The sequence below is a fragment of the Comamonadaceae bacterium OTU4NAUVB1 genome (assembly GCA_024372625.1).
Classification (GTDB): domain Bacteria; phylum Pseudomonadota; class Gammaproteobacteria; order Burkholderiales; family Burkholderiaceae_C; genus Variovorax.
On record CP099605.1, the window covers coordinates 1,053,591 to 1,073,976 of the forward strand.

Genomic DNA, 20,386 nt, shown 5'->3' on the forward strand with positions numbered 1-20,386 from the left:
ACGAAGCACACAAGGAGCTTTCGATGCGTCTCACAACCAAAGGTCGTTTCGCAGTCACCGCGATGATCGATCTGGCACTGCGCCAGAACACCGGCCCGGTGACGCTGGCGGCCATCAGCCAGCGCCAGCAGATCTCGCTGTCCTACCTGGAACAGCTGTTCGGCAAGCTGCGCCGCCATGAACTGGTGGAGTCCACCCGCGGTCCCGGCGGCGGCTACAGCCTCGGGCGCAAGGCGTCGGAGATCACGGTGGCCGACATCATCGTGTCGGTCGACGAGCCGATCGACGCCACGCATTGCGCCGGCAAGGAGAACTGCCTGGGCGAGGCGGGCCGCTGCATGACGCACGAACTCTGGGCGTCGCTCAACCAGCGCATGGTCGAGTTCCTGGATTCGGTCACGCTGCAGAAGCTCGTGGACGACCAGATCGCCAAGGGCGTGCAGATCGAGAACAAGCCCGCCGTCAAGCGCGCCATCTCGGCGCAGCCGGTGGTCAAGCCGATCCGCGTGAACGCGCCGAACTCGGTCTTCGCCCTGGGCAACGCCTTCGCCAAGTCCTGATCGCCTGCCGCCTCATCCGCGGCATCGACCTCTTCATTTCCACAGCCACCTACGCCAGCCAGAGCCAGCCATGGACGTCACGCCTCATTTCCCCATCTACCTCGACTACGGTGCGACCACGCCCGTCGATCCGCGTGTCGTCGACGCCATGATCCCGTGGCTGCGCGAGCACTTCGGCAACCCCGCATCGCGCAGCCATGCATGGGGCTGGGAAGCCGAGGAAGCCGTCGAGAAGGCGCGTGGCGAAGTCGCCCAGCTCATCGGCGCCGACCCGCGCGAGATCGTCTGGACCTCGGGTGCCACCGAATCGAACAACCTCGCCATCAAGGGCGCGGCGCAGTTCTACAAGGGCAAGGGCAAGCACCTGATCACGGTCAAGACCGAGCACAAGGCCGTCCTCGACACCATGCGCGAGCTGGAGCGTCAGGGCTTCGAGGTGACCTACCTCGACGTCCAGGAGAACGGCCTGCTCGATTTCGAGGTCTTCAAGGCCGCGATCCGTCCCGACACCATCCTGGCGAGCGTGATGTTCGTCAACAACGAGATCGGCGTCGTCCAGGACGTGGTCGCCCTGGGCAACCTGTGTCGCGAGAAGGGTGTGATCTTCCACGTCGACGCGGCGCAGGCCACCGGCAAGGTCGAGATCGACATGACGAAGCTGCCGATCGACCTGATGAGTTTGGCCTCGCACAAGACCTACGGTCCCAAGGGCATCGGCGCGCTGTACGTGCGTCGCAAGCCGCGCGTGCGGCTGGAAGCCCAGATGCACGGTGGCGGCCACGAGCGCGGCATGCGTTCGGGCACGCTGCCCACGCACCAGATCGTGGGCATGGGCGAGGCGTTCCGCATCGCCCGCGTCGAGATGAAGGACGACCTCGCCAAGGCCACGGCCCTGCAGAAGCGCCTGATCGACGGCCTGAGCGATGTCGAGCAGGTCTTCATCAACGGCGACATGGCCCATCGCGTGCCGCACAACCTGAACATCAGCTTCAACTACGTCGAGGGCGAGTCGCTGATCATGGGCATCAAAGGGCTGGCCGTGTCCAGCGGGTCGGCCTGCACGTCGGCGAGCCTGGAGCCGAGCTATGTGCTGCGCGCCCTGGGCCGCAGCGACGAACTCGCCCACAGCAGCCTTCGCATGACCATCGGCCGCTTCACGACCGAGGAAGAGATCGACTATGCGATCTCCACCATCCGCCACAACGTCGCCAAGCTCCGCGAGCTGAGCCCGCTGTGGGAGATGTTCAAGGACGGCATCGACATCAGCACGATCCAGTGGTCCGCCCACTGAACGATCGCGCACGACCCACGACGAAACCAAGAAGGATTCCACCATGGCTTACTCCCCCAAGGTCATCGACCACTACGAAAACCCCCGCAACGTCGGCTCCTTCGAAAAGGGCGACGACTCCGTCGGCACCGGCATGGTCGGCGCGCCGGCCTGCGGTGACGTCATGAAGCTGCAGATCAAGGTCAATCCCGAGACCGGCGTCATCGAGGACGCGCGCTTCAAGACCTACGGCTGCGGCTCGGCCATCGCGTCGTCTTCGCTCGTGACGGAATGGGTCAAGGGCAAGACGCTCGACGAGGCCGCCGCGCTCAAGAACGCGCAGATCGCCGAGGAACTGGCGCTGCCGCCTGTGAAGATCCATTGCTCGATCCTGGCGGAGGACGCCATCAAGGCGGCCGTGCTCGATTACAAGCAGAAGCACGTCGCCGCTGGCACCCCCGCGGTGGCTTCGGCCGAAGAGACGGCGGTCCACTGACATGGCCGTGACGCTCACTCCCGCCGCCGCGCGCCATGTCAACCGATACCTCGGCAAACGGGGCAAGGGCGTCGGCGTGCGTCTGGGCGTCAAGACGACCGGTTGCTCGGGCCTGGCCTACAAGCTCGAATACGTGGACGAGTTCACTCCCGAGGACGTCGTGTTCGAGGACCAGGGCGTCAAGGTGCTGGTCGATCCGAAGAGCCTCGCCTACATCGACGGCACGCAGCTCGACTTCGTGCGCGAGGGCCTGAACGAGGGCTTCAAGTTCATCAACCCGAACGAGCGTGATCGCTGCGGGTGCGGCGAGAGCTTCCGGATCTAGGCCCGTTCCGATCCACGCCCTGAACTGGATGAAAGCCGCCGGCGTCCTGCCGGCGGCATTTTTTTGTTTGTCATGAACCTGAACGACACCGACTTCGAACTGTTCGGCGTGCCGGCCACCTTCGCGCAGGAGCGCCCGACGCTGGACGCGCGCTGGAAGGACCTGCAGCGCGAGGCGCATCCCGATCGTTTCGCGGCCCAGGGGCCGGCGGCGCAGCGCCTGGCGATGCAATGGTCGGTGCGCATCAACGAGGCCTACCAGCGCCTGAAGGATCCGGTGCGGCGGGCGGCCTACCTGTGCGAGCTCCACGGCGCGCCGGTGGACGCGGAGCGCAACACGGCGATGCCGCCGGCGTTCCTGATGCAGCAGATGGAATGGCGCGAGGCGCTCGACGAGGCCGAGTCGCCCGAGGCGGTGGCGCGCCTGCGCGAGGAGGTCGACGCGGGCCGTGCGAGCGCGCTGTCCTCGCTCGGCGCGCTGATCGACGGGCAGGGTGATCATCCGGCGGCCGCGCAGCAGGTGAGAGCCCTCATGTTCATCGAGCGCTTTGCGCAGGACGTCGAGGACCGCGCCGACAGGTTGGGACAATAGAACGATGGCACTCCTTCAGATTTCAGAACCGGGCCAGGCGCCCGACCCGCATCAGCGGCGCGTGGCGATCGGCATCGACCTGGGCACCACGCACTCGCTCGTCGCGGCGGTGCGCAACGGCGTGGCCGAATGCCTGCCCGACGCGCAGGGCCGCGTGATCCTGCCGTCGGCCGTGCGCTACCTGGCCGGCGACCGGCGCCAGATCGGCCACGACGCGCTGGCCGCGCGCGCCGAAGACCCGACCAACACCATCACCTCCGTCAAGCGCCTCATGGGGCGTGGCGCCGCCGACATCGCGCACCGCGAGGCCATGCCCTACCGCCTGTCCGACGCGGGCGGCATGCTCAAGGTGCTGACGGTCGCCGGCGAGAAGTCGCCGGTCGAGGTCAGCGCGGAGATCCTGGCGACCCTGCGCTACCGCGCCGAGGACACCTTCGACGACGACGCGCTGCACGGCGCCGTCATCACCGTGCCGGCGTACTTCGACGAGGGCCAGCGCCAGGCGACCAAGGACGCCGCGCAGCTCGCCGGCTTGAACGTCCTGCGCCTCATCAGCGAACCCACCGCCGCGGCCATCGCCTACGGCCTGGACAACGCCAGCGAGGGCGTCTATGCCGTCTACGACCTGGGTGGCGGCACGTTCGACATCTCGATCCTGCGGCTCGCGCAGGGCGTCTTCGAGGTCATCGCGACGGGCGGCGACTCCGCGCTCGGCGGCGACGACTACGACCACGTGCTGGCCGGTCTCGCGCTGGAGCGCCTGGGCCGTCAGGCCCGCACCGACAACGATCGCGCCGCGCTCCTGGTGGCCGCGCGCGCCGCCAAGGAGGCCCTGAGCGACGCGACGTCCGCGACGTTCGCGGCGCGGCTGGCGAACGAGGACGTCCGCGTCGACCTCTCGCGCGACGACTTCGAGGCCGCCACCAAGGCCCTGACCGAACGCACCATCGTCGCCGTGCGCAAGGCGCTGCGCGACGCGCGGCTGACGACCGAGGACCTCCAGGGCACCGTGCTGGTGGGTGGCGCGACGCGCATGCCGCAGGTGAGGGCCGCCGTGGCGGCCTTCTTCGGCCGCGCGCCCCTGACCGACCTGAACCCCGACGAGGTGGTCGCGCTGGGCGCCGCCATCCAGGCCGATCAGCTCGCCGGCAATGGCGGCGCCGACGACCTGCTGCTGCTCGACGTCATCCCGCTGTCGCTGGGCATCGAGACGATGGGCGGGCTGGTCGAGCGCATCGTGCCGCGCAATCAGACCATCCCGACGGCGATGGCGCAGGACTTCACGACCTACCAGGACGGCCAGACCGCCTTGGCGCTGCACGTGGTGCAGGGCGAGCGCGACCTCGTGGCCGATTGCCGCAGTCTCGCGCGCTTCACCCTGCGCGGCATCCCGCCGATGGCCGCCGGCGCGGCGCGCATCCGCGTCACCTTCACGGTCGACGCCGACGGACTGCTCTCGGTCGCCGCGCGCGAGCAGGGCAGCGGCGTGGAGGCCAGCGTGGCCGTCAAGCCGTCCTACGGCCTGTCGGACGACCAGATCGCGACCATGCTGCAGGACAGCTTCGCCACCGCGCAGCAGGACATGCGATCGCGCGCCCTGGTCGAGGCCCGCGTCGACGCCGAGCGCATGCTGATCGCCACGCGCGGCGCGCTCGACGCCGACGGCGACCTCCTCGAGGCCGGCGAGCGCGGGGCCGTCGAGCGGCTGCTGGAGGCGCTCGACGTCGCCCGTGCCGACAGCACCGACGCCGCCGCCATCGAAGCCGCCACCAAGGCGCTCGCCGACGGCACCGAGGCCTTCGCCGCGCAGCGCATGAACCGCGGCATCGCGCGCGCACTCGCTGGCCGCAAGCTCGAATCCCTGTAGAACGACGAAGACCCGATGCCCACGATCAAGATCCTTCCCCATCCCGAGTACTGCCCGCAGGGCGCCGAGGTCACCGCGCCGGCGGGCACCTCGATCTGCGAGGCCCTGCTCGAGCACCACATCGACATCGAGCACGCCTGCGAGATGAGCGCCGCGTGCACCACCTGTCACGTCGTGGTGCGCCAGGGCTTCGGCTCGCTCGCGCCGTCCGAGGAGATCGAGGACGACCTGCTCGACCGCGCCTGGGGGCTGGAGCCGCAGTCGCGCCTGAGCTGCCAGGCCATCCTCGCGCAGCAGGACCTGACCATCGAGATCCCCAAGTACTCGATCAACCACGCCAAGGAAAACCACTGATGTCGCGCCAGATCGTGCTCGACACCGAGACCACCGGCCTGTCCGCCGAGGGTGGTGATCGCGTCATCGAACTCGGCTGCGTCGAGCTGCTCAACCGCAAGCTGACCGGCAACGACCTGCACATCTATTTCAACCCCGAGCGCGAGAGCCACGAGGAGGCGCTCAAGGTGCACGGCCTGACGACGGACTTCCTGCGCGACAAGCCGAAGTTCGCCACGCTTGCCGACGACGTGGTCGAGTACCTGCGCGGGGCCGAACTGATCATCCACAACGCCGCCTTCGACGTCGGCTTCCTGAACAAGGAACTCGAACTCGTCGGCCTGCCGCCGCTGCGCACTTTCGTCTCGGAAGTGACCGACACGCTCGCCATGGCCAAGCTGGTGTATCCGGGCAAGCGCAACTCGCTCGACGCGCTGTGCGACCGCTTCGGCGTCGACCGCTCCAACCGCACCTTCCACGGTGCCAAGCTCGACGCGCAACTGCTGGCCGATGTCTACATCAACCTGACGCGCGGCCAGGACGCCCTGCTGATCGACGCCGGCGCCGACGAACCCGCGCACGGCGTGGTCGTGGCGGTCGACCTGCGCCGGTTCGAGCTGCCGGTGATCCGCGCGGCCGAGGACGAACTGGCGGCGCACGAGGACCTGCTCGCGCAACTCGACAAGTCGAGCAAGGGGAAGACGCTTTTTCGCAGACTGGAAGCGCAAGCCTGAAAGGCTGTGGCATAATCGCGGGCTTCGCTGCATGGCGAAACGGATTTCCAGCGAAGCGCGGCCCATCGGGTGCGTTTCGCAGGGGCGGTTAGCTCAGGGGTAGAGCACAGCATTCACACTGCTGGGGTCCCAGGTTCGAAACCTGGACCGCCCACCAACACATCGAAGGACAGAAGGCCCGGCTTGATCGCCGGGCCTTTTTTCGTTGGGTGTTCCGGGGGGCCGCGCGCACGCGTGTCGGGCGAGCGGCCAGAATCGATGGCTTGTTTATTGCATGACCCATCGCACCCCATGAACATCGCCGACTCCTTCGCGGACATCAGCCGCTTCGTCGACATCCGTCGCGACATCCACGCCCATCCCGAACTCGGTTTCGAGGAACACCGCACGTCCGATCTGGTCGCGCGGCTGTTGACCGAATGGGGCATCGAGGTGCATCGCGGCATCGCCGGCACCGGTCTGGTCGGCGTGCTGCGGCGCGGCACGTCGGGCCGCACCATCGGCCTGCGTGCCGACATGGACGCGCTGCCGATGCACGAGGCCAACGCGTTCGCCCATGCCTCGGTCCATGCCGGCCGCATGCACGCCTGCGGGCACGACGGCCACACGACGATGCTGCTGGCCGCGGCCTGGCACCTGGCCCACCACGCCACGCCGTTCGACGGCACCGTCCACCTGATCTTCCAGCCGGCCGAGGAGATGGGGAAGGCGGGCGCGAAGAAGATGATCCAGGACGGCCTGTTCGAACGCTTTCCGTGCGACGCGGTGTTCGCGCTGCACAACTTCCCCGTCGGCGAGGTCGGGCGCTTCGCGCTCAACGAGGGCGCGCTGATGGCCTCGAGCAACACGTACAAGGTCACCGTGCGCGGGCGCGGCACGCACGCGTCGCTGCCCCACACCGGCATCGATCCCGTGAAGGCGGTGATCGCGCTCGCGCAGGCGCTGCAGACCGTGGTGGCCAGCGTCATCCCCAGCACCGAGCGCGCGCTGCTGGCCGTCACGCAGCTCCAGGGCTCCGACGCCCCCAACGTGATCCCCGACACCGCCACGGTCGGCGGCACGGTGCGCACGTTCTCCGTCGGCGCCATCGACCGCATCGAGGAGCGCGTGCGCGCGCTGGCCCAGGGCATCGCCCAGGCGCACGAATGCAGCGCCGAGGTGAGCTTCGTGCGCGCGTCGCCGCCGGTGGTCAACCACGCGGCCGAGGCGGGCTTCGCCATCGAGGTCATGCGCGAAGTGGTGGGCGCGGACATGGTCACCACGGACTTCCCGGCCGTGATGGGCGCCGAGGACTTCGCCCACATGCTGCAGGCTCGACCGGGCTGCTACGCCTTCCTGGGCAACGGCGACGGCGAGCACCGCCTGGGCGGTCACGGGCCGGGGCCCTGCATCATCCATAACACCTCGTTCGACTTCAACGACGAGATCATTCCCATCGGCGCCAGCTATTTCGTGAAGCTGGTCGAACGCTGGATGCCGGTCGCCGGCTGAGCGACGACGCGGCGCCGCACGTCCCGTCGGCGAGCCGCCCGCGCGTCCCTCCGAGCCGGCAGGCCGTCCTCGCGCCGCACGCTTCTTCCTTACCGCCTCAGAAAGACCCCGCACCATGTCCATCCCGACGCGCCCGCGCCGTTCCTTCATCACCGCCGTCTCGACCGGCCTGTTCGCCCTGGCGCTGACCGGCGCCGCGCTGCCCGCGCACGCGCAGCGCGTGATCCGCATCGTGGTGCCCTTCGGCACCGGCGCGGTGCAGGACACCGTCGCACGCTCGTTCAACAACGAACTGGGCGCCGTGCTCAATGCGAGCGTCATCGTCGAGAACCGCGCGGGTGCGGGCGGCACGGTGGGGGCGGCGCTGGTGGCCAAGGCGCCGCCCGACGGCAACACGCTGGTGCTGGCCGCGGCCAGCCACAACATCGCCGCCCACCTCTACAGCAAGCTGCCCTACGACACGCTGAAGGATTTCGTCGGCGTCGCCACCGTGGGCAACGCGGGCTACGTGCTGATGGTGTCGAGCGGGCTGAACGTCGCCACCACGGCCGACTTCATCCGCGAGGTCAAGGCGCATCCGGGCCAGTACAACTACGCCTCGGCCGGCAACGGCAGCGCCACGCACCTGGCGATGGCCGCCTTCCTGGCCAAGGCCGGGCTGCAGATGACGCACATCCCGATGAAGTCGACCGGCGAGGCGGTCAACGAGGTGCTCGCCGGCCGCGTGCAGGCCGTGATCTCCTCCAGCATCGGCGTCATCGGCCTGCAGAACGACGCGCGCGTGAAGTCGCTGGCCTCCACCGGCAAGCGCCGCAGCCCGTTCTTGCCTAACCTGCCCACGGTCGAGGAGAGCGGCCTGCCCGGCTACGACTTCGATTCGTGGATCGGCCTGCTGGCGCCGGCGGGCACGCCCAAGGCCGAGATCGACCGGCTCAACGCCGCGGTGACCCAGGTCATGGGCGAGCCGGCGATGAAGGAACGCTTCGCCCGCCTGGGCGTGGAGCCGCGCAGCGGCAGCGCCGAGGAATTCCAGAAGCTGCTGCGCGCGGACTACGACACCATGGGAGCGGTGGTGAAGGCGTCCGGGGCGCGCGTCGACTGATCGCGGGCCGACCCGCGCCGCTGGCCCGGTTCGTCGCCGAGCACGTGCCGGACGACGGTCCGATCCGCATCGGGCGCGACGGCCGCGTGGCCGCGCGAGGTCGCCTGACCGGCCGGCCGGACGCCCGCACCGTCGGACAATCGCCGGATGGAAGTCCTCAAGACCCTCGGCCTCTTCGTCGCCACCGCGTTGGCGGAGATCGTCGGCTGTTACCTGCCCTACCTCTGGCTGCGACAGGACCGCACGGCGTGGCTGCTGCTGCCCGGGGCGATCGCGCTGGCGGCGTTCGCCTGGCTGCTGACGCTGCATCCGGCCGCCGCCGGACGCGTCTACGCGGCCTACGGCGGGGTCTACATCGGCGTGGCGATCGTCTGGCTCTGGGTGGTGGACGGCGTCCGGCCGACCGCGACCGACTGGGTCGGTGCGGCGGTCGGACTGTGCGGCATGGCGATCATCCTGTTCGGTCCGCGACCGGCCGCCTGAGGGCGGACCGTCACCGCCGCATGGTCGTCTGCAGCGACACCGGCGGCGCGTCGTTGCCCCACGCGCCCCGCACGTAGGTCAGCACCGCCGCGATGTCGCCGTCGTCGAGCACCTGTCCGAAGGGCGGCATGCCGTAGGGGCGCGGGTTGCCGGCGGTGGCCGGCAGGAAACCGCCCCGGCGCACGATCTGGACCAGGTTGGCGGGGTTCGCCATGAGGACGGCACGGTTGCCCGCCAGCGGCGGGTAGGCGCCGGACGCGCCCTGGCCGGCGTCGCCGTGGCAGTAGGCGCAGCGCTGGTCGTAGATGCGCGACCCGCGCGCCACCGTGCCGGCGTCGCCGCGTTCCGTGGCGGGGCGGGGCGGGACGGGGGCCTGCGCGGCCACGGCGCCGTCGGCGGGCAGTTGTCGCAGGTAGGTCGCCATGGCGCCGAGGTCGGCGTCGCTCAGGTGCTGGGTGCTGCCATGCACGACGTCGGCCATCGGCCCCATGACCGAGCCGCGCGGCGAGGTGCCGGTGCGCAGCAGCCGCACGATGTTGCGGGGGTCCCAATCGGCCACGCCGGCCTCGCGCGGTGACACCAGCGACGGCGCATACCAGTTCTCGATCGGGATCGATCCGCCGGAGAGCCCGCGCGCCGGGTCGGTCGCGCCCAGCGCGTTGCGCGCGCCGTGGCAGGCGATGCAATGGCCCAGTCCGTCGACCAGGTAGGCGCCGCGGTTCCACTCGGCCGAGCGCGCCGGGTCGGGCACGAAGGCGGCGGGCTGGAAGTACAGCGCCCGCCACACCGCCAGCGCGAACTGCGTGTCGTAGGGAAAGCGCAGCCGGTGCGGCGCGTTGGGCACGGCGGCGGCGGGCACGCTGCGCAGGTAGGCGTAGAGGGCGTCGGAGTCCTCGCGCGTCACGCGCGTGAAGCTCGGATAGGGGAAGGCCGGATAAAGCAGGCGGCCGTCCTTCGAACGGCCGTGGTGCATCGCGCGCCAGAAATGCGCGGCGCTCCAGTCCCCGATGCCGTGCGTCGGGTCGGGCGTCAGGTTGCTGGCGTGGACGGTGCCGAAGGGCGTCTCGATGCCCGGGCCGCCCGCGTAGGCCGCACCGCCGCGCTGGGTGTGGCAGCCGGCGCAGTGGCCCGCGAACGCGAGGTAGCGACCGCGCTCGACCTGGGCCGGCGTGGCCTCGAAGGCGGCGGCCGGCCCGCCGACGGGCGCTTCGTCGCGCAGGTTCAGCCACGCCAGCGTGGCCAGACCGAGGCCGGCGGCCAGCACGACGAATGCGAGCGCGGCGACGGCGAGTCGACGCGCCGGAGCGGGGGTTGCGCGCACGGCCGTCATGGCGTCCTCCGCGCGACGGTGGCGTCGGGCATCGAGCCGCACGGCAGCGGCAGCGGGCGCGGCAGGGCGGCGACCGCCCTGGCCTCGGCGGGCACCGGCTGGATCGCCAGCCAGCTCGCCACCGCGTTGACGTCGTCCGTGGTCAGCCGGCGGCCGACCTCGCGCATGCAGTCGTTCGGCAGGGCGTGGCGGCTGTCGGTGAGCCAGGCGCCCAGTTGCGAGGCCACGTAGAGGCGCGGCAGGCCGACCAGGGCCGGAATGCCGGGCTGCACGCCGGTGAGCGCCGCGCCGTGGCATTGCACGCAGGCCGGAATGCCGCGCGCGGCGTCGCCTTCGAGCGCGAGCGCGCGGCCGCGCGCCAGCGTCGCGACGGCGGCATCGCTCGTGGCCGGCACGCTCGGGTAGGGCAGGTCGAGGCCGGCGAAGTACGCGGCCATCTCGCGCAGGTAGTCGTCGCCGAGGTGGCGCACTAGGTGCGTCATGTCCGAGTTGAAGCGTCGCCCGTCGCGAAAGCTCGCGAGCTGGTTGAACAGGTAGCCCGCGGGCTTGCCGGCCAGACGCGGATAGTAGGCGGCATTGCCGATGGCGCCCTCGCGACCGTGGCAGGCGATGCAGGCGGCCACGCGCTGGGCGATGGTGTCGGGCACGGCGGGTGCGGAAGGCAGGCCCTGGGCGACGGCCTCGGTCCGGCCCGCCAGCGCCGTCGCGAACAGGGCCGCGCCCGCCAGGGTGCGGGAAAGCCTCGCGGCGACGGTGCGCCACCGTGGGACGTGTGCGTTGCGGGCGGACGAAGGCATGCGGTTCGCGTCGTGGATGGAGGTCTGCCGGAGCCTCGCGCGTGCATCGTGGGTGCAGCGCCGGCCCGGTGGTTCCTGCCATTCTCCCGCGCGAGCGCCAATGGCGCGGTGGACTTTTTGTCCCGGTGCCACGACTTCGCGAGCGGCGGTCCGGCCGCGCCACCATGTCGCGACGACAAAAATTCGATCGCCGTCGGCGAGGAAATCACTTTTTGCCCCCTATAATCGAAATCGCTTTGAAATGCGGGATTAGCTCAGTTGGTAGAGCGCAACCTTGCCAAGGTTGAGGTCGAGAGTTCGAGTCTCTTATCCCGCTCCACATTTCAGCAGCGTCATCCAAGAGGGCCCACGGGGCCCTTTTTTCGTTTCTGCCCCATCGCGGTGCCGGAGTGCCACGATGACGGTCCCTTTTTCGGGAAAGCGTGACTTCCATGAAGATGAACACACTGGACGGCCTGATCGAGACCCTGGCGTCGGCCCACGGCGCCGGGACCGTCGTCGAAGGCGCGGCCTGGGGCGATGCCCTCTCCGACGTCGAGCAGGCCTACTGGGTGCAGGACGGCGTCGGCCGCGCGCTCGGCGTCTTCGGCTCCGAGGTGCCCCGGCACTGGAAGTCCGGCGGCCCCTCGCGTGGCGCCGCGCTCACCCATGCACCCCTGCCTCCGGCGGGCGTGCGCGGCGGTCCGGCGCGTTTCGCCGACATGCGCTTTCGCATTCCCGGCTTCGAGGCCGAGATCGCCTTGCGGCTCGGCCGCGATGTCACGCCCGACATGGCGGCCGGGCTCGCCGCCGAGGACGTCGATGCATTGATCGACGCGATGGCCGTCTCGGTGGAGATCGTCGATTCGCGCTGGGACGACATCGGGCGCACCTTCCCGCTCCTGAAACTGGCCGACTTCCAGTCGCACGGCGCGCTGGCACTGGGCGGATGGGTGCCCTACACGCCCCGCGACTGGTCGCGCCAGACCTGCCGCGTGCACATCGAGGGCAGCGAGCCCCGGGTGTTCACCGGCACGCACTCGCTGGGCGAGCCCCAGTGGCTGCTGCCGCACTGGCTGCGTCACGTCACACGTGGCGGCAAGACCGTCTCGGCCGGCACGGTCGTCACCACCGGGACGTGGTGCGGCCTGATCCCGCTGCGCCCGGACGCCGTGGCCACGGTGGAATTCGAAGGCATCGGCACGCTCGACGTGCGGCTCGCGGGCGGCTGACGGCGGTCGGTGGCGACCGGCGTGTCCGGTTCGCTCCCGGTCCGCTTCCGGTCAGGCAGCCGGGCTAGAGTCCGCGCATGCAACTGCCCTACATCCAGGCCGCCGGCTTGCGTCGGCTCGCCTGCGGTGCCCTCGCCGGGCTCGCCGTCGGCGTCGTTCCCCTGCCGCTGGGAGGCATCGCGCGATGCCTGCTCGGGTGGAACGCGGGTGCCGGCGTGTACCTGGCGCTGGCGTGGTGGTTGTGCAGCACCTTCGATGCCGAGCGCACGCGGGCACGCTCGCAGTCGCTCGATCCGCCCAACGCGATGATCCTCGCGGTCATGGTGACGGCCGTCGGCGCCTGCGTGGCGGCCATCGCGATGCTGCTTCAGCAGGTCAAGGACATGGCCGGCTGGGAGCGCGCCGGCCACATCGTGCTGGCGCTCGTCGCCCTGGCGACCTCGTGGCTCCTGATCCACACCGTCTATGCCTTCCACTATGCGCACCGCTACTACCAGCAGGAACTCCAGGACCGGCGCGGCAAGACCGGCAACGCACCGAGCCTCGACTTCCCTGGCAGGCCCGACCCCGATTATTTCGATTTCGTCTATTTTTCCTTCGTCATCGGCATGACCTCGCAGGTCTCCGATGTGCAGGTGACCACTTCGCGGCTGCGCCGCGTCGCGCTGGTTCACAGCGTGCTGGCGTTCGCCTTCAACATGCTGGTCCTGGCGCTGTCGGTCAACGTGGTGGCCAGCGCGATCTGATGACAGGGCCGTGGCGGTTGCGTTAGATTGACCGGCAAGTACTACAAAAAAACAGACAGGCCCCGCAGATGACGCAACCGACAGTCACGGTGATCGTGCCGACGCATTTGCCCGAACCCGACGCCATGGGCAAGGTCTCGCTGGCGCAGACGCTCTCGGTCCTGCATCGCCACACCATCACCTTCGTGGTGCCGATCGGGCTGGACGTGCGCTGGTACGAGGAATTCTGCCGCGGCAAGGCGCAGGTCCGCTTCGAGCGCTTCGATTGGCACGGCTTCTTCGAATACAGCCGTCTGATGCTCCACCCGGCGTTCTACCGCCGCTTCCGGTCCTACGACTACGTGCTGATCTGCCACCTCGACGCCTTCGTCTTCCGCGACGAACTGCTCGAATGGTGCGAGCGCGGCTACGACTACGTGGGCTCGGTGATCTACCGCCTCGGCTGGAAGGACGGCGTGCCGCTGTCGCCGCGCAAGGCGCGGGTCAACGCCGCTCTGCGCAGGCTGCTGCGCACGCGACGCACGGAATACCTCGCCAACGGCGGCTTCGCGCTGAAGAAGGTCGCGACCTTCCTGCGGCTGACGCAACGCTTCAAGCCCTGGCTCGATCTCTACGCCACGGTGGCGCGGCTGCGCGGGCGCGGCATCTGGGAGGACATGCTGGTCAACCGGCATTTCCCCCGGCTGTCGCGACGCTTTTCGCTGCCGCCCCGGGCCGTGGCCGAGCGCTTCGGCGCCGAGTTCGTGGACTACGATCCGGGCGACCTGCCGTTTTCCGGCCAGTCCCCCGGGACGCTGCCGTTCGGCGTCCACGGCTGGCCGCAGTTCCAGCTCGACTACTGGCGTTCGGTCATCCGGGACCACGGCCACGCCGTGTGAGGCGCGGGTTTACCAGTCCGGTCGACAGCGCCACGCCGCAGACGATCACGGCGGCGCACAGCAGCATCCAGGCGGTCACGTGCTCGTCGAGGAACGCGACGCCATAGGCCACCGCGAACACCGGCACCAGGAAGGTCACGGTCAGCGCCCGGGTCGGGCCGGCCGTGTCGATCAGGCGGAAGAACAGCACGTAGGCGAAGCCCGTGGAGGCCACGCCCAGCACGGCGACGGCCAGCCAGGCCTGCAGGCTCGGCATGCGCGCGGGCCAAGTCAGCAGCGCGGGCAGGGCCAGGAACAGGCTCGCGCCGATCTGGCTGCCCGCGGCGCTCGCCAGCGGCGGCAGTCCGGCGAGGTGGCGCCGCGCCGCGCTGGCCGAGATGCCGTAGCAGACGCAGGCGCCCAGGCAGGCGCCGATGGCCAGCAGGGGGGCGAGCAGGCTGCCGTCGGCACCGGCGTGCACGCCGACGCTGCGGCTCGCGAGCATCGCCACGCCCACGAAGCCGATGGCCAGTCCGGCGATGCGCGCGCCGGAGGGCCGCTCGCCGAACCAGCCCCAGGCGATGAGCGCGCCGAACATCGGCACCGTCGCGTTGAGCACCGAGGCCGCGCCGCTGGTGAGCGTGAGCAGGGCATAGCAGAACAGCGCGAAGGGCAGGCCGGAGTTGAGGATGCCGATGCCCAGCATGGGGCGCCAGTGCCGCCGCAGCGCGGGCCCCTGGTCGCGCAGCAGCATCAGCGGCACCAGGAAGAGCATCGCGATGCCCACGCGCATCGACGCGGCCGGCACGGCGCCGAACTCCGGCGCCGCGATGCGCATGAACAGGAACGACGCACCCCAGAGCGCGCCGAGCAGCACCAGGTCGACGATCCAGCGCCGCGACGGAACGGCGGCCGGCGCGGGGACGGCCACGGCGGCGGGCGGACTCACAACGCGCCTTCGAGGGCCAGCAGCGCGGTCTTGCGCGCCAGGCCGCCGGCATAGCCGGTGAGCGCGCCGCCCGCGCCGATCACGCGGTGGCACGGCACGATCACGCTGATCGGGTTGCGCCCGACCGCGCCGCCCACGGCGCGCACCGCCGCCGGGCGGCCGACGCACGCGCCGAGCGCGCCGTAGCTCGTCGTCGCACCGCGCGGGATCGCGCGGAGCGCCTGCCAGACGGCCTGCTGGAAGGCGGTGCCGTGCGACAGGTCCAGCGGCAGGTCGAACGCGGCGCGCCGTCCGGCGACGTAGTCGGCCAGTTGCGCCGCCGCCTCGCGCAGCACGGGATGGTCGGCCGCGACCTGCCAGCCGGCCGTGTCGGGCGCGTGGCGCTGGGCGTCGAACCAGAGGCCGCACAGGCCGAGGTCGGTCGCGGCCAGCGTGACGCCGCCCAGCGCGGTCTCGACATGCACGGTGCGGATCGTCGGGGTCTCGAATCTCATGACGTCTTCCTTCCGGGATGGCGGGTCTTCCTCGCCGGGACGGGATCGCCGGCCGCTTCCGCGACGGCGCTCCGGTCGGGCACGGGTTCGAGCGGTTCGCGGGCGGCAACGGTCGGCATCAGCGTCTGCCAGGCGCGCAGCACCGCGTAGCTGCGCCAGGGACGCCAGGCGAGCGAGGCCTCGGCGGCGGCGCGCGCCGAGGCGACGCCCATCGCCTTCTGCAGCGCCACGTCGCCGGACGGAAAGGCGTCCGGCCAGCGCAGCGCGCGCATGGCGATGCACTGCGCGGTCCAGTCGCCCACGCCCGGCAGGGCATGGAGGGCGGCCAGCGTGGCGACCACGTCGGCACCCGGATGCAGGGCCAGTCGACCGGCCAGGGTCTCGCGCGCCAGGGCCTGCAGGGCGCCCTGGCGCTGGCGCACGATGCCCAGGTGGCCGAGGGCCTCGCTGCTCGCCGCCAGCAGCGCCTCCGGCGTCGGGAACAGCCGCTCGAGCCCGTCGAAGGGCGTCGCGATCGGCTCGCCGAAGGCCATCACGAGCCGGCCGCCGATGGTGCGCGCCGCCGCCACCGAGATCTGCTGGCCCAGCACGATGCGCACGGCCATCTCGAAGCCGTCGAGCGTGCCGGGCACGCGCAGGCCGTCGCCCTGCGGGAACGGCGCGTTGAGCACCGCGTTGATCGCCATCGGCTCGGCATCCAGGTCGAGCAGGGCACGCACCCGGCTGATGACCACCGGCAGCACGCCGGCGAGCGACTCGCTCACCGACAGGCGCACGTGCTCGCGCCCGGCGTCGAAATGCAGGCGCAGCCAGCCGGTGTGCGTCCGGCCGGCCTGCACGACGCGCAGGGTGCGGGCGAAGGGCGTCGAGGCGTCCGTGCCGCCGGTTTCCATGCCCTTGAGGGCGTGACGGGCATGGAATTCGAACATCGCGTCCATGTCCAGGGGCGGCCGGAAACCCAGCCGCACCTCGACGGCATCGGCCACGCCACCGTCGTCACCGCCGCCATCGTCATCCCCATGGCCATGGCCATGGCCATCGCCTTCCGTGCGCCTGGCGCCGCCGGCACGCCGCATGGCACTCGGGTTGAGTTTGTAGTGCGCCACGAAGGCGGCGTTGAAGCGCCGCACGCTCGCGAAGCCGCTGGCCTGCGCCACTTGCGCCATGGGCAGGGCGGTGTCGGCGATGAGCTGTTTGGCCGCGAGCAGGCGTCGCGTCTGGAGGTATTGCAGGGGCGACACGCCGAAGCGCGTCTCGAAGAGGCGGCGCAGGTGGCGATCGCTCACGCCCAGTCGCGCGGCGATGTCGGCGGCACCGGGGCCTCGCGCGTGCCAGGCGTCGGGCTCGTCGATCAGGCGCGCGGCCTGCAGGGCCAGGATGGTGGAGGCGTCCTCGGTCGACCAGCTCGCCGCGCGCGGGGCCAGTTCGGGCCGGCAGCGCAGGCAGGGGCGGAACCCCGCGGCTTCGGCCTGCGCCGCATGGCGATAGAAACGGCAGTTCTCGCGCAGCGGCAGGCGCACCCGGCAGACCGGACGGCAATAGATGCCGGTCGATGTGACGGCCGTGAAGAACGAACCGTCGAAACGCGCGTCGTGGGCCTGCATGGCCCGATAGCAGGCGTCGCCGCCCAGGCCGGTGGGCAGGTCGGCGAGCGCGGGGACGGAAGGGGTCGGTGTCATGCGGGCGATCTTACGGAGGCGTGCGCGCGATGCTGGCCGTTTCCGGACATGCCCCTGCCGAGGGCACATGCCTACAATGGCGCCTCGTTTTTCCCGAGAACTTTTGGGGCACACCTCCATGCAAATCAGCGCATCGATCTTCAAGGCCTACGACATCCGGGGCGTCGTCCCCACCACGCTCGACGCGGAGATCGCGGAAGCGCTCGGCCGGGCCTTCGGCAGCGCCGCGCGCGCGGCCGGCGAGAAGAGCGTGGCGGTCGGACGCGACGGCCGGCTTTCGGGCCCGGCCCTCTCCGAAGCCCTCATCCGCGGCCTGGTGGCCACCGGCGTCGAAGTCATCGATGTCGGCGCGGTCACCACGCCGATGCTCTATTTCGCCGCCCATACCCTGGCCAGCAGCGGCATCCAGGTCACCGGCAGCCACAACCCCAAGGACTACAACGGCTTCAAGATGGTGCTGGCGGGCCGCGCCATCTATGGCGACGAGATCCAGTCGCTGCGCCGCGTCATGGAAGCCGGCAGCGCCAACCTGGCCGAAGGCGGCAGCGTGCGCAAGGTCGACGTGCTGGAGGCCTACACGCAGCGCATCGTCGGCGACATCAAGCTGGCGCGCCCGCTCAAGATCGTGGTCGATTCGGGCAACGGCATCGCCGGCGCATCGGCCCCGGCCATCCTGCGCGCCATCGGCTGCGAGGTGACCGAACTGTTCAGCGAGGTCGATGGCGACTTCCCCAACCACCATCCCGATCCGAGCAAGCCGGAGAACCTGGTCGACCTGATCGCCGCCCTGAAGTCCGGCGATGCCGAGATCGGCCTGGCGTTCGACGGCGACGGCGACCGCCTGGGCATCGTCACGCGCGAGGGCAACAACATCTATCCCGACCGCCAGATGATGCTGTTCGCGCAGGACGTGCTCTCGCGCGTGCCGGGCGGCACCATCGTGTACGACGTGAAGTGCTCGCAGCGACTGGGCCCGGCGATCGAGGCCGCCGGCGGCGTGCCGATGATCTTCAAGACCGGCCACTCGCTGATCAAGGCCAAGATGAAGGAGATCGACTCGCCCCTGGGCGGCGAGATGAGCGGCCACATCTTCTTCAAGGAACGCTGGTTCGGCTTCGACGACGGCACCTATGCCGGTTGCCGGCTGCTGGAGATCCTGAGCAAGAGCCCGAACGCGAGCACCGTGCTCGACGGCCTGCCCACCAGCTTCTCGACGCCCGAACTGAACGTGAAGTGCGCCGAGGGCGAGCCGCACACCGTGGTCGAGCAGCTCGTGAAGACGGCCGATTTCGCCGCTCCGGCCAAGCTCTCCACCATCGACGGCGTGCGCGTGGACTGGCCCGACGGCTTCGGTCTGATCCGTGCCTCCAACACCACGCCGGTGCTGGTGCTGCGCTTCGAGGGCCAGACGCAGGAGGCGCTCGACCGCATCGAGCACGAGATGCTGGCGTTCCTGAAGACCGCCAAGCCCGACGCCACCATCGGTGCCGCGGCGCACTGATCCGTTCCTCTTCTTCACGAGCTCCCCAGCGACCGACGTTTTCTCCGCGTGCCCTCGATGATGCTGCGCCTCTATGGCGCCTTTACCCGTCTCGCTCAACCCCTGGTCCGGCGCAAGCTGCGCCGCCGTGCCGTGGCCGAACCCGGCTACGCGGTGGCGGTCGAGGAACGTTTCGGTCACTACGACCCCCTGCCCGAGGGGACCGAGGCACCCGCCACCGGCGGTTGCTGGGTGCATGCCGTGTCGCTGGGCGAGACGCGGGCGGCCGCGATCCTGATCGCCGAGTTGCGGCGTCAGCATCCGGACATCCCGATCCTGCTCACGCATGGCACCGCGACCGGTCGCGAGGAGGGCGCCAAGCTGTTGCGGCCGGGCGACCACCAGGTCTGGCAGCCGTGGGACGAGCCCGGCGCCGTCGCGCGTTTCCTCGACCGTTTCGCGCCCCGCATCGGCGTGCTGATGGAGACCGAGGTGTGGCCGGTGATGGTCGACGCCTGCCGGGCGCGGAGCATTCCGCTGGTGCTCGCCAACGCGCGACTGAGCGAGAAGTCGCTGGCCGCGGCCGAGCGGCTGCGCTGGCTGTCGCGGCCGGCCTATTCGGCGCTGACCGCGGTATGGGCCCAGACCGAGGCCGATTCGCATCGCCTGGTGTCGCTCGGCGCCAAGGTCGAGGGCATCTACGGCAACCTGAAATTCGACGCCATGCCGGACGCGCGCCAGCTCGCCACGGCGAGGGCGTTGCGCGGCACGCTGCCCCGGCCGCTGGTCGTGCTGGCGAGTTCGCGCGATGGCGAGGAGCGTCTGCTCCTGGAGGTGCTCAAGCGCTTCGGCGCGACCGAGGCGACGCCGCCGCCGGCGCACACGGGCATCGATTCGATCGCGCGGCAGGTCGCCGCCGTGCAGTGGATGATCGTGCCGCGTCATCCGCAGCGCTTCGACGAGGTCGCGGCGCTGATCGAGGCCCATGGCTTCGCGGTCGCGCGCCGCAGCGTCGCCGGTGCGCCGGCGGCTTCGGAGATCTGGCTGGGCGATTCGCTCGGCGAGATGGCGCTCTACTACGGGCTGGCCGACGCGGCGCTGCTCGGCGGCAGCTTCGAGGACCTCGGCGGGCAGAACCTGATCGAGGCGGCGGCCTGCCGCTGCCCGTTGATCCTGGGTCCGTCGACCTTCAATTTCGCCGAGGCGGCGGAACTGTCGCTGGCCGCCGGCGCCTCGCTGCGCGTCGAGACGATGGAGCAGGCGGTCAAGGCGGCGCTGGCCCTGGTGGCCGATCCCGAACGCCGCGAGGCCATGGCCGAGGCGGCACAGGGTTTCGCCGGTGCCAACCGGGGCGCCGCGCAGCGCACGGCGACGTCGGTGCTGGCCGTGGTCGAGGCGGCGGCGCTGCAGGACGGATCGGCGTCGAACGGCTCGTCCGAGCCTTTGCTCGAACCGGTCGTCGCGGGCCGGACCGAACCGGTCGACCCGGGGGCGCCGATGGCGCCGACGGGCGGGGCGACGGCGCCCGCCGCCGGCAGGGCGCCGTCCTCGAGCGCCCGGGGCGAACGTCCCGAACCCTGGCTGGACTGAA

The 20,386-nt window shown here is 70.6% G+C and carries 21 protein-coding genes and 2 tRNA genes; 18 read left to right on the top strand and 5 right to left on the bottom strand.

Annotated features, from left to right (window positions below):
- Positions 1-23 precede the first annotated feature (23 nt).
- From iscR to NF681_08350, 12 genes are all read left to right on the top strand, one after another.
- Entirely contained in the window at positions 24-560 is a 537-nt protein-coding gene (iscR, locus tag NF681_08295) for a Fe-S cluster assembly transcriptional regulator IscR (GenBank protein ID UST55161.1), read from the top strand.
- A 70-nt stretch (positions 561-630) separates the two neighbouring features.
- The gene (locus tag NF681_08300) at positions 631-1,851 is read left to right on the top strand and encodes an IscS subfamily cysteine desulfurase (protein ID UST55162.1); all 1,221 of its coding nucleotides are present in this window, start codon (positions 631-633) and stop codon (positions 1,849-1,851) included.
- A 43-nt stretch (positions 1,852-1,894) separates the two neighbouring features.
- Positions 1,895-2,326 (top strand): Fe-S cluster assembly scaffold IscU, encoded by a 432-nt coding sequence (gene iscU, locus NF681_08305; protein UST55163.1) that lies wholly within the window; start codon positions 1,895-1,897, stop codon positions 2,324-2,326.
- 1 nt (position 2,327) lies between these two features.
- Positions 2,328-2,651, top strand: a complete 324-nt coding sequence (iscA, locus tag NF681_08310; GenBank protein UST55164.1) for an iron-sulfur cluster assembly protein IscA — start codon at positions 2,328-2,330, stop codon at positions 2,649-2,651.
- A gap of 72 nt (positions 2,652-2,723) precedes the next feature.
- The gene (gene hscB / locus NF681_08315; GenBank protein ID UST55165.1) at positions 2,724-3,242 is read left to right on the top strand and encodes a Fe-S protein assembly co-chaperone HscB; all 519 of its coding nucleotides are present in this window, start codon (positions 2,724-2,726) and stop codon (positions 3,240-3,242) included.
- A gap of 4 nt (positions 3,243-3,246) precedes the next feature.
- Complete coding sequence (hscA, locus tag NF681_08320; protein UST55166.1) at positions 3,247-5,109, top strand: Fe-S protein assembly chaperone HscA; 1,863 nt, start codon at positions 3,247-3,249, stop codon at positions 5,107-5,109.
- A 15-nt stretch (positions 5,110-5,124) separates the two neighbouring features.
- Entirely contained in the window at positions 5,125-5,463 is a 339-nt protein-coding gene (fdx, locus tag NF681_08325; GenBank protein ID UST55167.1) for an ISC system 2Fe-2S type ferredoxin, read from the top strand.
- Positions 5,463-6,176 (top strand): DNA polymerase III subunit epsilon, encoded by a 714-nt coding sequence (gene dnaQ / locus NF681_08330; GenBank protein ID UST55168.1) that lies wholly within the window; start codon positions 5,463-5,465, stop codon positions 6,174-6,176. The genes fdx and dnaQ overlap by 1 nt, the downstream gene beginning before the upstream one ends.
- Positions 6,177-6,258: 82 nt before the next feature.
- Positions 6,259-6,333 (top strand) — tRNA-Val (locus NF681_08335).
- A gap of 134 nt (positions 6,334-6,467) precedes the next feature.
- Positions 6,468-7,667, top strand: a complete 1,200-nt coding sequence (locus NF681_08340) for a M20 family metallopeptidase (protein UST55169.1) — start codon at positions 6,468-6,470, stop codon at positions 7,665-7,667.
- Between the two features lie 115 nt (positions 7,668-7,782).
- A complete protein-coding gene (locus NF681_08345; protein ID UST55170.1) occupies positions 7,783-8,769 on the top strand; it encodes a tripartite tricarboxylate transporter substrate-binding protein in 987 nt (328 codons plus the stop codon).
- Between the two features lie 147 nt (positions 8,770-8,916).
- Positions 8,917-9,252, top strand: coding sequence for a YnfA family protein (locus tag NF681_08350; GenBank protein ID UST55171.1), 336 nt, complete (start codon positions 8,917-8,919; stop codon positions 9,250-9,252).
- Between the two features lie 10 nt (positions 9,253-9,262).
- Here NF681_08350 and NF681_08355 read toward each other — a convergent pair whose 3' ends face one another.
- Positions 9,263-10,582, bottom strand: coding sequence for a cytochrome c (locus NF681_08355; protein ID UST55172.1), 1,320 nt, complete (start codon positions 10,580-10,582; stop codon positions 9,263-9,265).
- On the bottom strand, positions 10,579-11,379 hold the full coding sequence (locus tag NF681_08360; protein ID UST55173.1) for a c-type cytochrome: 801 nt from the start codon (positions 11,377-11,379) through the stop codon (positions 10,579-10,581). The genes NF681_08355 and NF681_08360 overlap by 4 nt, the downstream gene beginning before the upstream one ends.
- A 243-nt stretch (positions 11,380-11,622) precedes the next feature.
- Between NF681_08360 and NF681_08365 the strand changes: the two genes are divergently transcribed.
- The 4 genes from NF681_08365 to NF681_08380 all read left to right on the top strand — a co-directional run bounded on the left by NF681_08365 (position 11,623) and on the right by NF681_08380 (position 14,214).
- Positions 11,623-11,698 (top strand) — tRNA-Gly (locus NF681_08365).
- Positions 11,699-11,810: 112 nt separating this feature from the next.
- On the top strand, positions 11,811-12,590 hold the full coding sequence (locus NF681_08370) for a fumarylacetoacetate hydrolase family protein (protein UST55174.1): 780 nt from the start codon (positions 11,811-11,813) through the stop codon (positions 12,588-12,590).
- A gap of 77 nt (positions 12,591-12,667) precedes the next feature.
- The gene (locus NF681_08375) at positions 12,668-13,336 is read left to right on the top strand and encodes a DUF1345 domain-containing protein (protein UST55175.1); all 669 of its coding nucleotides are present in this window, start codon (positions 12,668-12,670) and stop codon (positions 13,334-13,336) included.
- Positions 13,337-13,404: 68 nt separating this feature from the next.
- Entirely contained in the window at positions 13,405-14,214 is an 810-nt protein-coding gene (locus NF681_08380; protein ID UST55176.1) for a hypothetical protein, read from the top strand.
- Here NF681_08380 and NF681_08385 read toward each other — a convergent pair.
- From NF681_08385 to NF681_08395, 3 genes are read right to left on the bottom strand one after another with little or no spacing between them, the layout of a single operon-like run.
- A complete protein-coding gene (locus NF681_08385; GenBank protein UST55177.1) occupies positions 14,186-15,142 on the bottom strand; it encodes a DMT family transporter in 957 nt (318 codons plus the stop codon). The two genes, NF681_08380 and NF681_08385, sit on opposite strands and share 29 nt — an antisense overlap.
- Positions 15,139-15,636 (bottom strand): methylated-DNA--[protein]-cysteine S-methyltransferase, encoded by a 498-nt coding sequence (locus NF681_08390; GenBank protein UST55178.1) that lies wholly within the window; start codon positions 15,634-15,636, stop codon positions 15,139-15,141. The genes NF681_08385 and NF681_08390 overlap by 4 nt, the downstream gene beginning before the upstream one ends.
- Entirely contained in the window at positions 15,633-17,315 is a 1,683-nt protein-coding gene (locus NF681_08395) for a helix-turn-helix domain-containing protein (protein ID UST55179.1), read from the bottom strand. Before NF681_08395 ends, NF681_08390 begins: the two co-directional genes overlap by 4 nt.
- Positions 17,316-17,433: 118 nt before the next feature.
- Between NF681_08395 and NF681_08400 the strand changes: the two genes are divergently transcribed.
- Both NF681_08400 and NF681_08405 read left to right on the top strand, forming a co-directional pair.
- Complete coding sequence (locus NF681_08400) at positions 17,434-18,816, top strand: phosphomannomutase/phosphoglucomutase (protein UST55180.1); 1,383 nt, start codon at positions 17,434-17,436, stop codon at positions 18,814-18,816.
- 48 nt (positions 18,817-18,864) lie between these two features.
- Complete coding sequence (locus NF681_08405) at positions 18,865-20,385, top strand: 3-deoxy-D-manno-octulosonic acid transferase (GenBank protein ID UST55181.1); 1,521 nt, start codon at positions 18,865-18,867, stop codon at positions 20,383-20,385.
- Position 20,386: the final 1 nt, after the last annotated feature.

What these genes read in the sequence shown, in the direction of transcription:
- iscR (UST55161.1), top strand. Translation starts at nt 24, where the DNA reads ATGCGTCTCACAACCAAAGGTCGTTTCGCAGTCACCGCGATGATCGAT.
- NF681_08300 (UST55162.1), top strand. Translation starts at nt 631, where the DNA reads ATGGACGTCACGCCTCATTTCCCCATCTACCTCGACTACGGTGCGACC.
- iscU (UST55163.1), top strand. Translation starts at nt 1,895, where the DNA reads ATGGCTTACTCCCCCAAGGTCATCGACCACTACGAAAACCCCCGCAAC.
- iscA (UST55164.1), top strand. Translation starts at nt 2,328, where the DNA reads ATGGCCGTGACGCTCACTCCCGCCGCCGCGCGCCATGTCAACCGATAC.
- hscB (UST55165.1), top strand. Translation starts at nt 2,724, where the DNA reads ATGAACCTGAACGACACCGACTTCGAACTGTTCGGCGTGCCGGCCACC.
- hscA (UST55166.1), top strand. Translation starts at nt 3,247, where the DNA reads ATGGCACTCCTTCAGATTTCAGAACCGGGCCAGGCGCCCGACCCGCAT.
- fdx (UST55167.1), top strand. Translation starts at nt 5,125, where the DNA reads ATGCCCACGATCAAGATCCTTCCCCATCCCGAGTACTGCCCGCAGGGC.
- dnaQ (UST55168.1), top strand. Translation starts at nt 5,463, where the DNA reads ATGTCGCGCCAGATCGTGCTCGACACCGAGACCACCGGCCTGTCCGCC.
- NF681_08340 (UST55169.1), top strand. Translation starts at nt 6,468, where the DNA reads ATGAACATCGCCGACTCCTTCGCGGACATCAGCCGCTTCGTCGACATC.
- NF681_08345 (UST55170.1), top strand. Translation starts at nt 7,783, where the DNA reads ATGTCCATCCCGACGCGCCCGCGCCGTTCCTTCATCACCGCCGTCTCG.
- NF681_08350 (UST55171.1), top strand. Translation starts at nt 8,917, where the DNA reads ATGGAAGTCCTCAAGACCCTCGGCCTCTTCGTCGCCACCGCGTTGGCG.
- NF681_08355 (UST55172.1), bottom strand. Translation starts at nt 10,582, where the DNA reads ATGACGGCCGTGCGCGCAACCCCCGCTCCGGCGCGTCGACTCGCCGTC.
- NF681_08360 (UST55173.1), bottom strand. Translation starts at nt 11,379, where the DNA reads ATGCCTTCGTCCGCCCGCAACGCACACGTCCCACGGTGGCGCACCGTC.
- NF681_08370 (UST55174.1), top strand. Translation starts at nt 11,811, where the DNA reads ATGAAGATGAACACACTGGACGGCCTGATCGAGACCCTGGCGTCGGCC.
- NF681_08375 (UST55175.1), top strand. Translation starts at nt 12,668, where the DNA reads ATGCAACTGCCCTACATCCAGGCCGCCGGCTTGCGTCGGCTCGCCTGC.
- NF681_08380 (UST55176.1), top strand. Translation starts at nt 13,405, where the DNA reads ATGACGCAACCGACAGTCACGGTGATCGTGCCGACGCATTTGCCCGAA.
- NF681_08390 (UST55178.1), bottom strand. Translation starts at nt 15,636, where the DNA reads ATGAGATTCGAGACCCCGACGATCCGCACCGTGCATGTCGAGACCGCG.
- NF681_08395 (UST55179.1), bottom strand. Translation starts at nt 17,315, where the DNA reads ATGACACCGACCCCTTCCGTCCCCGCGCTCGCCGACCTGCCCACCGGC.
- NF681_08400 (UST55180.1), top strand. Translation starts at nt 17,434, where the DNA reads ATGCAAATCAGCGCATCGATCTTCAAGGCCTACGACATCCGGGGCGTC.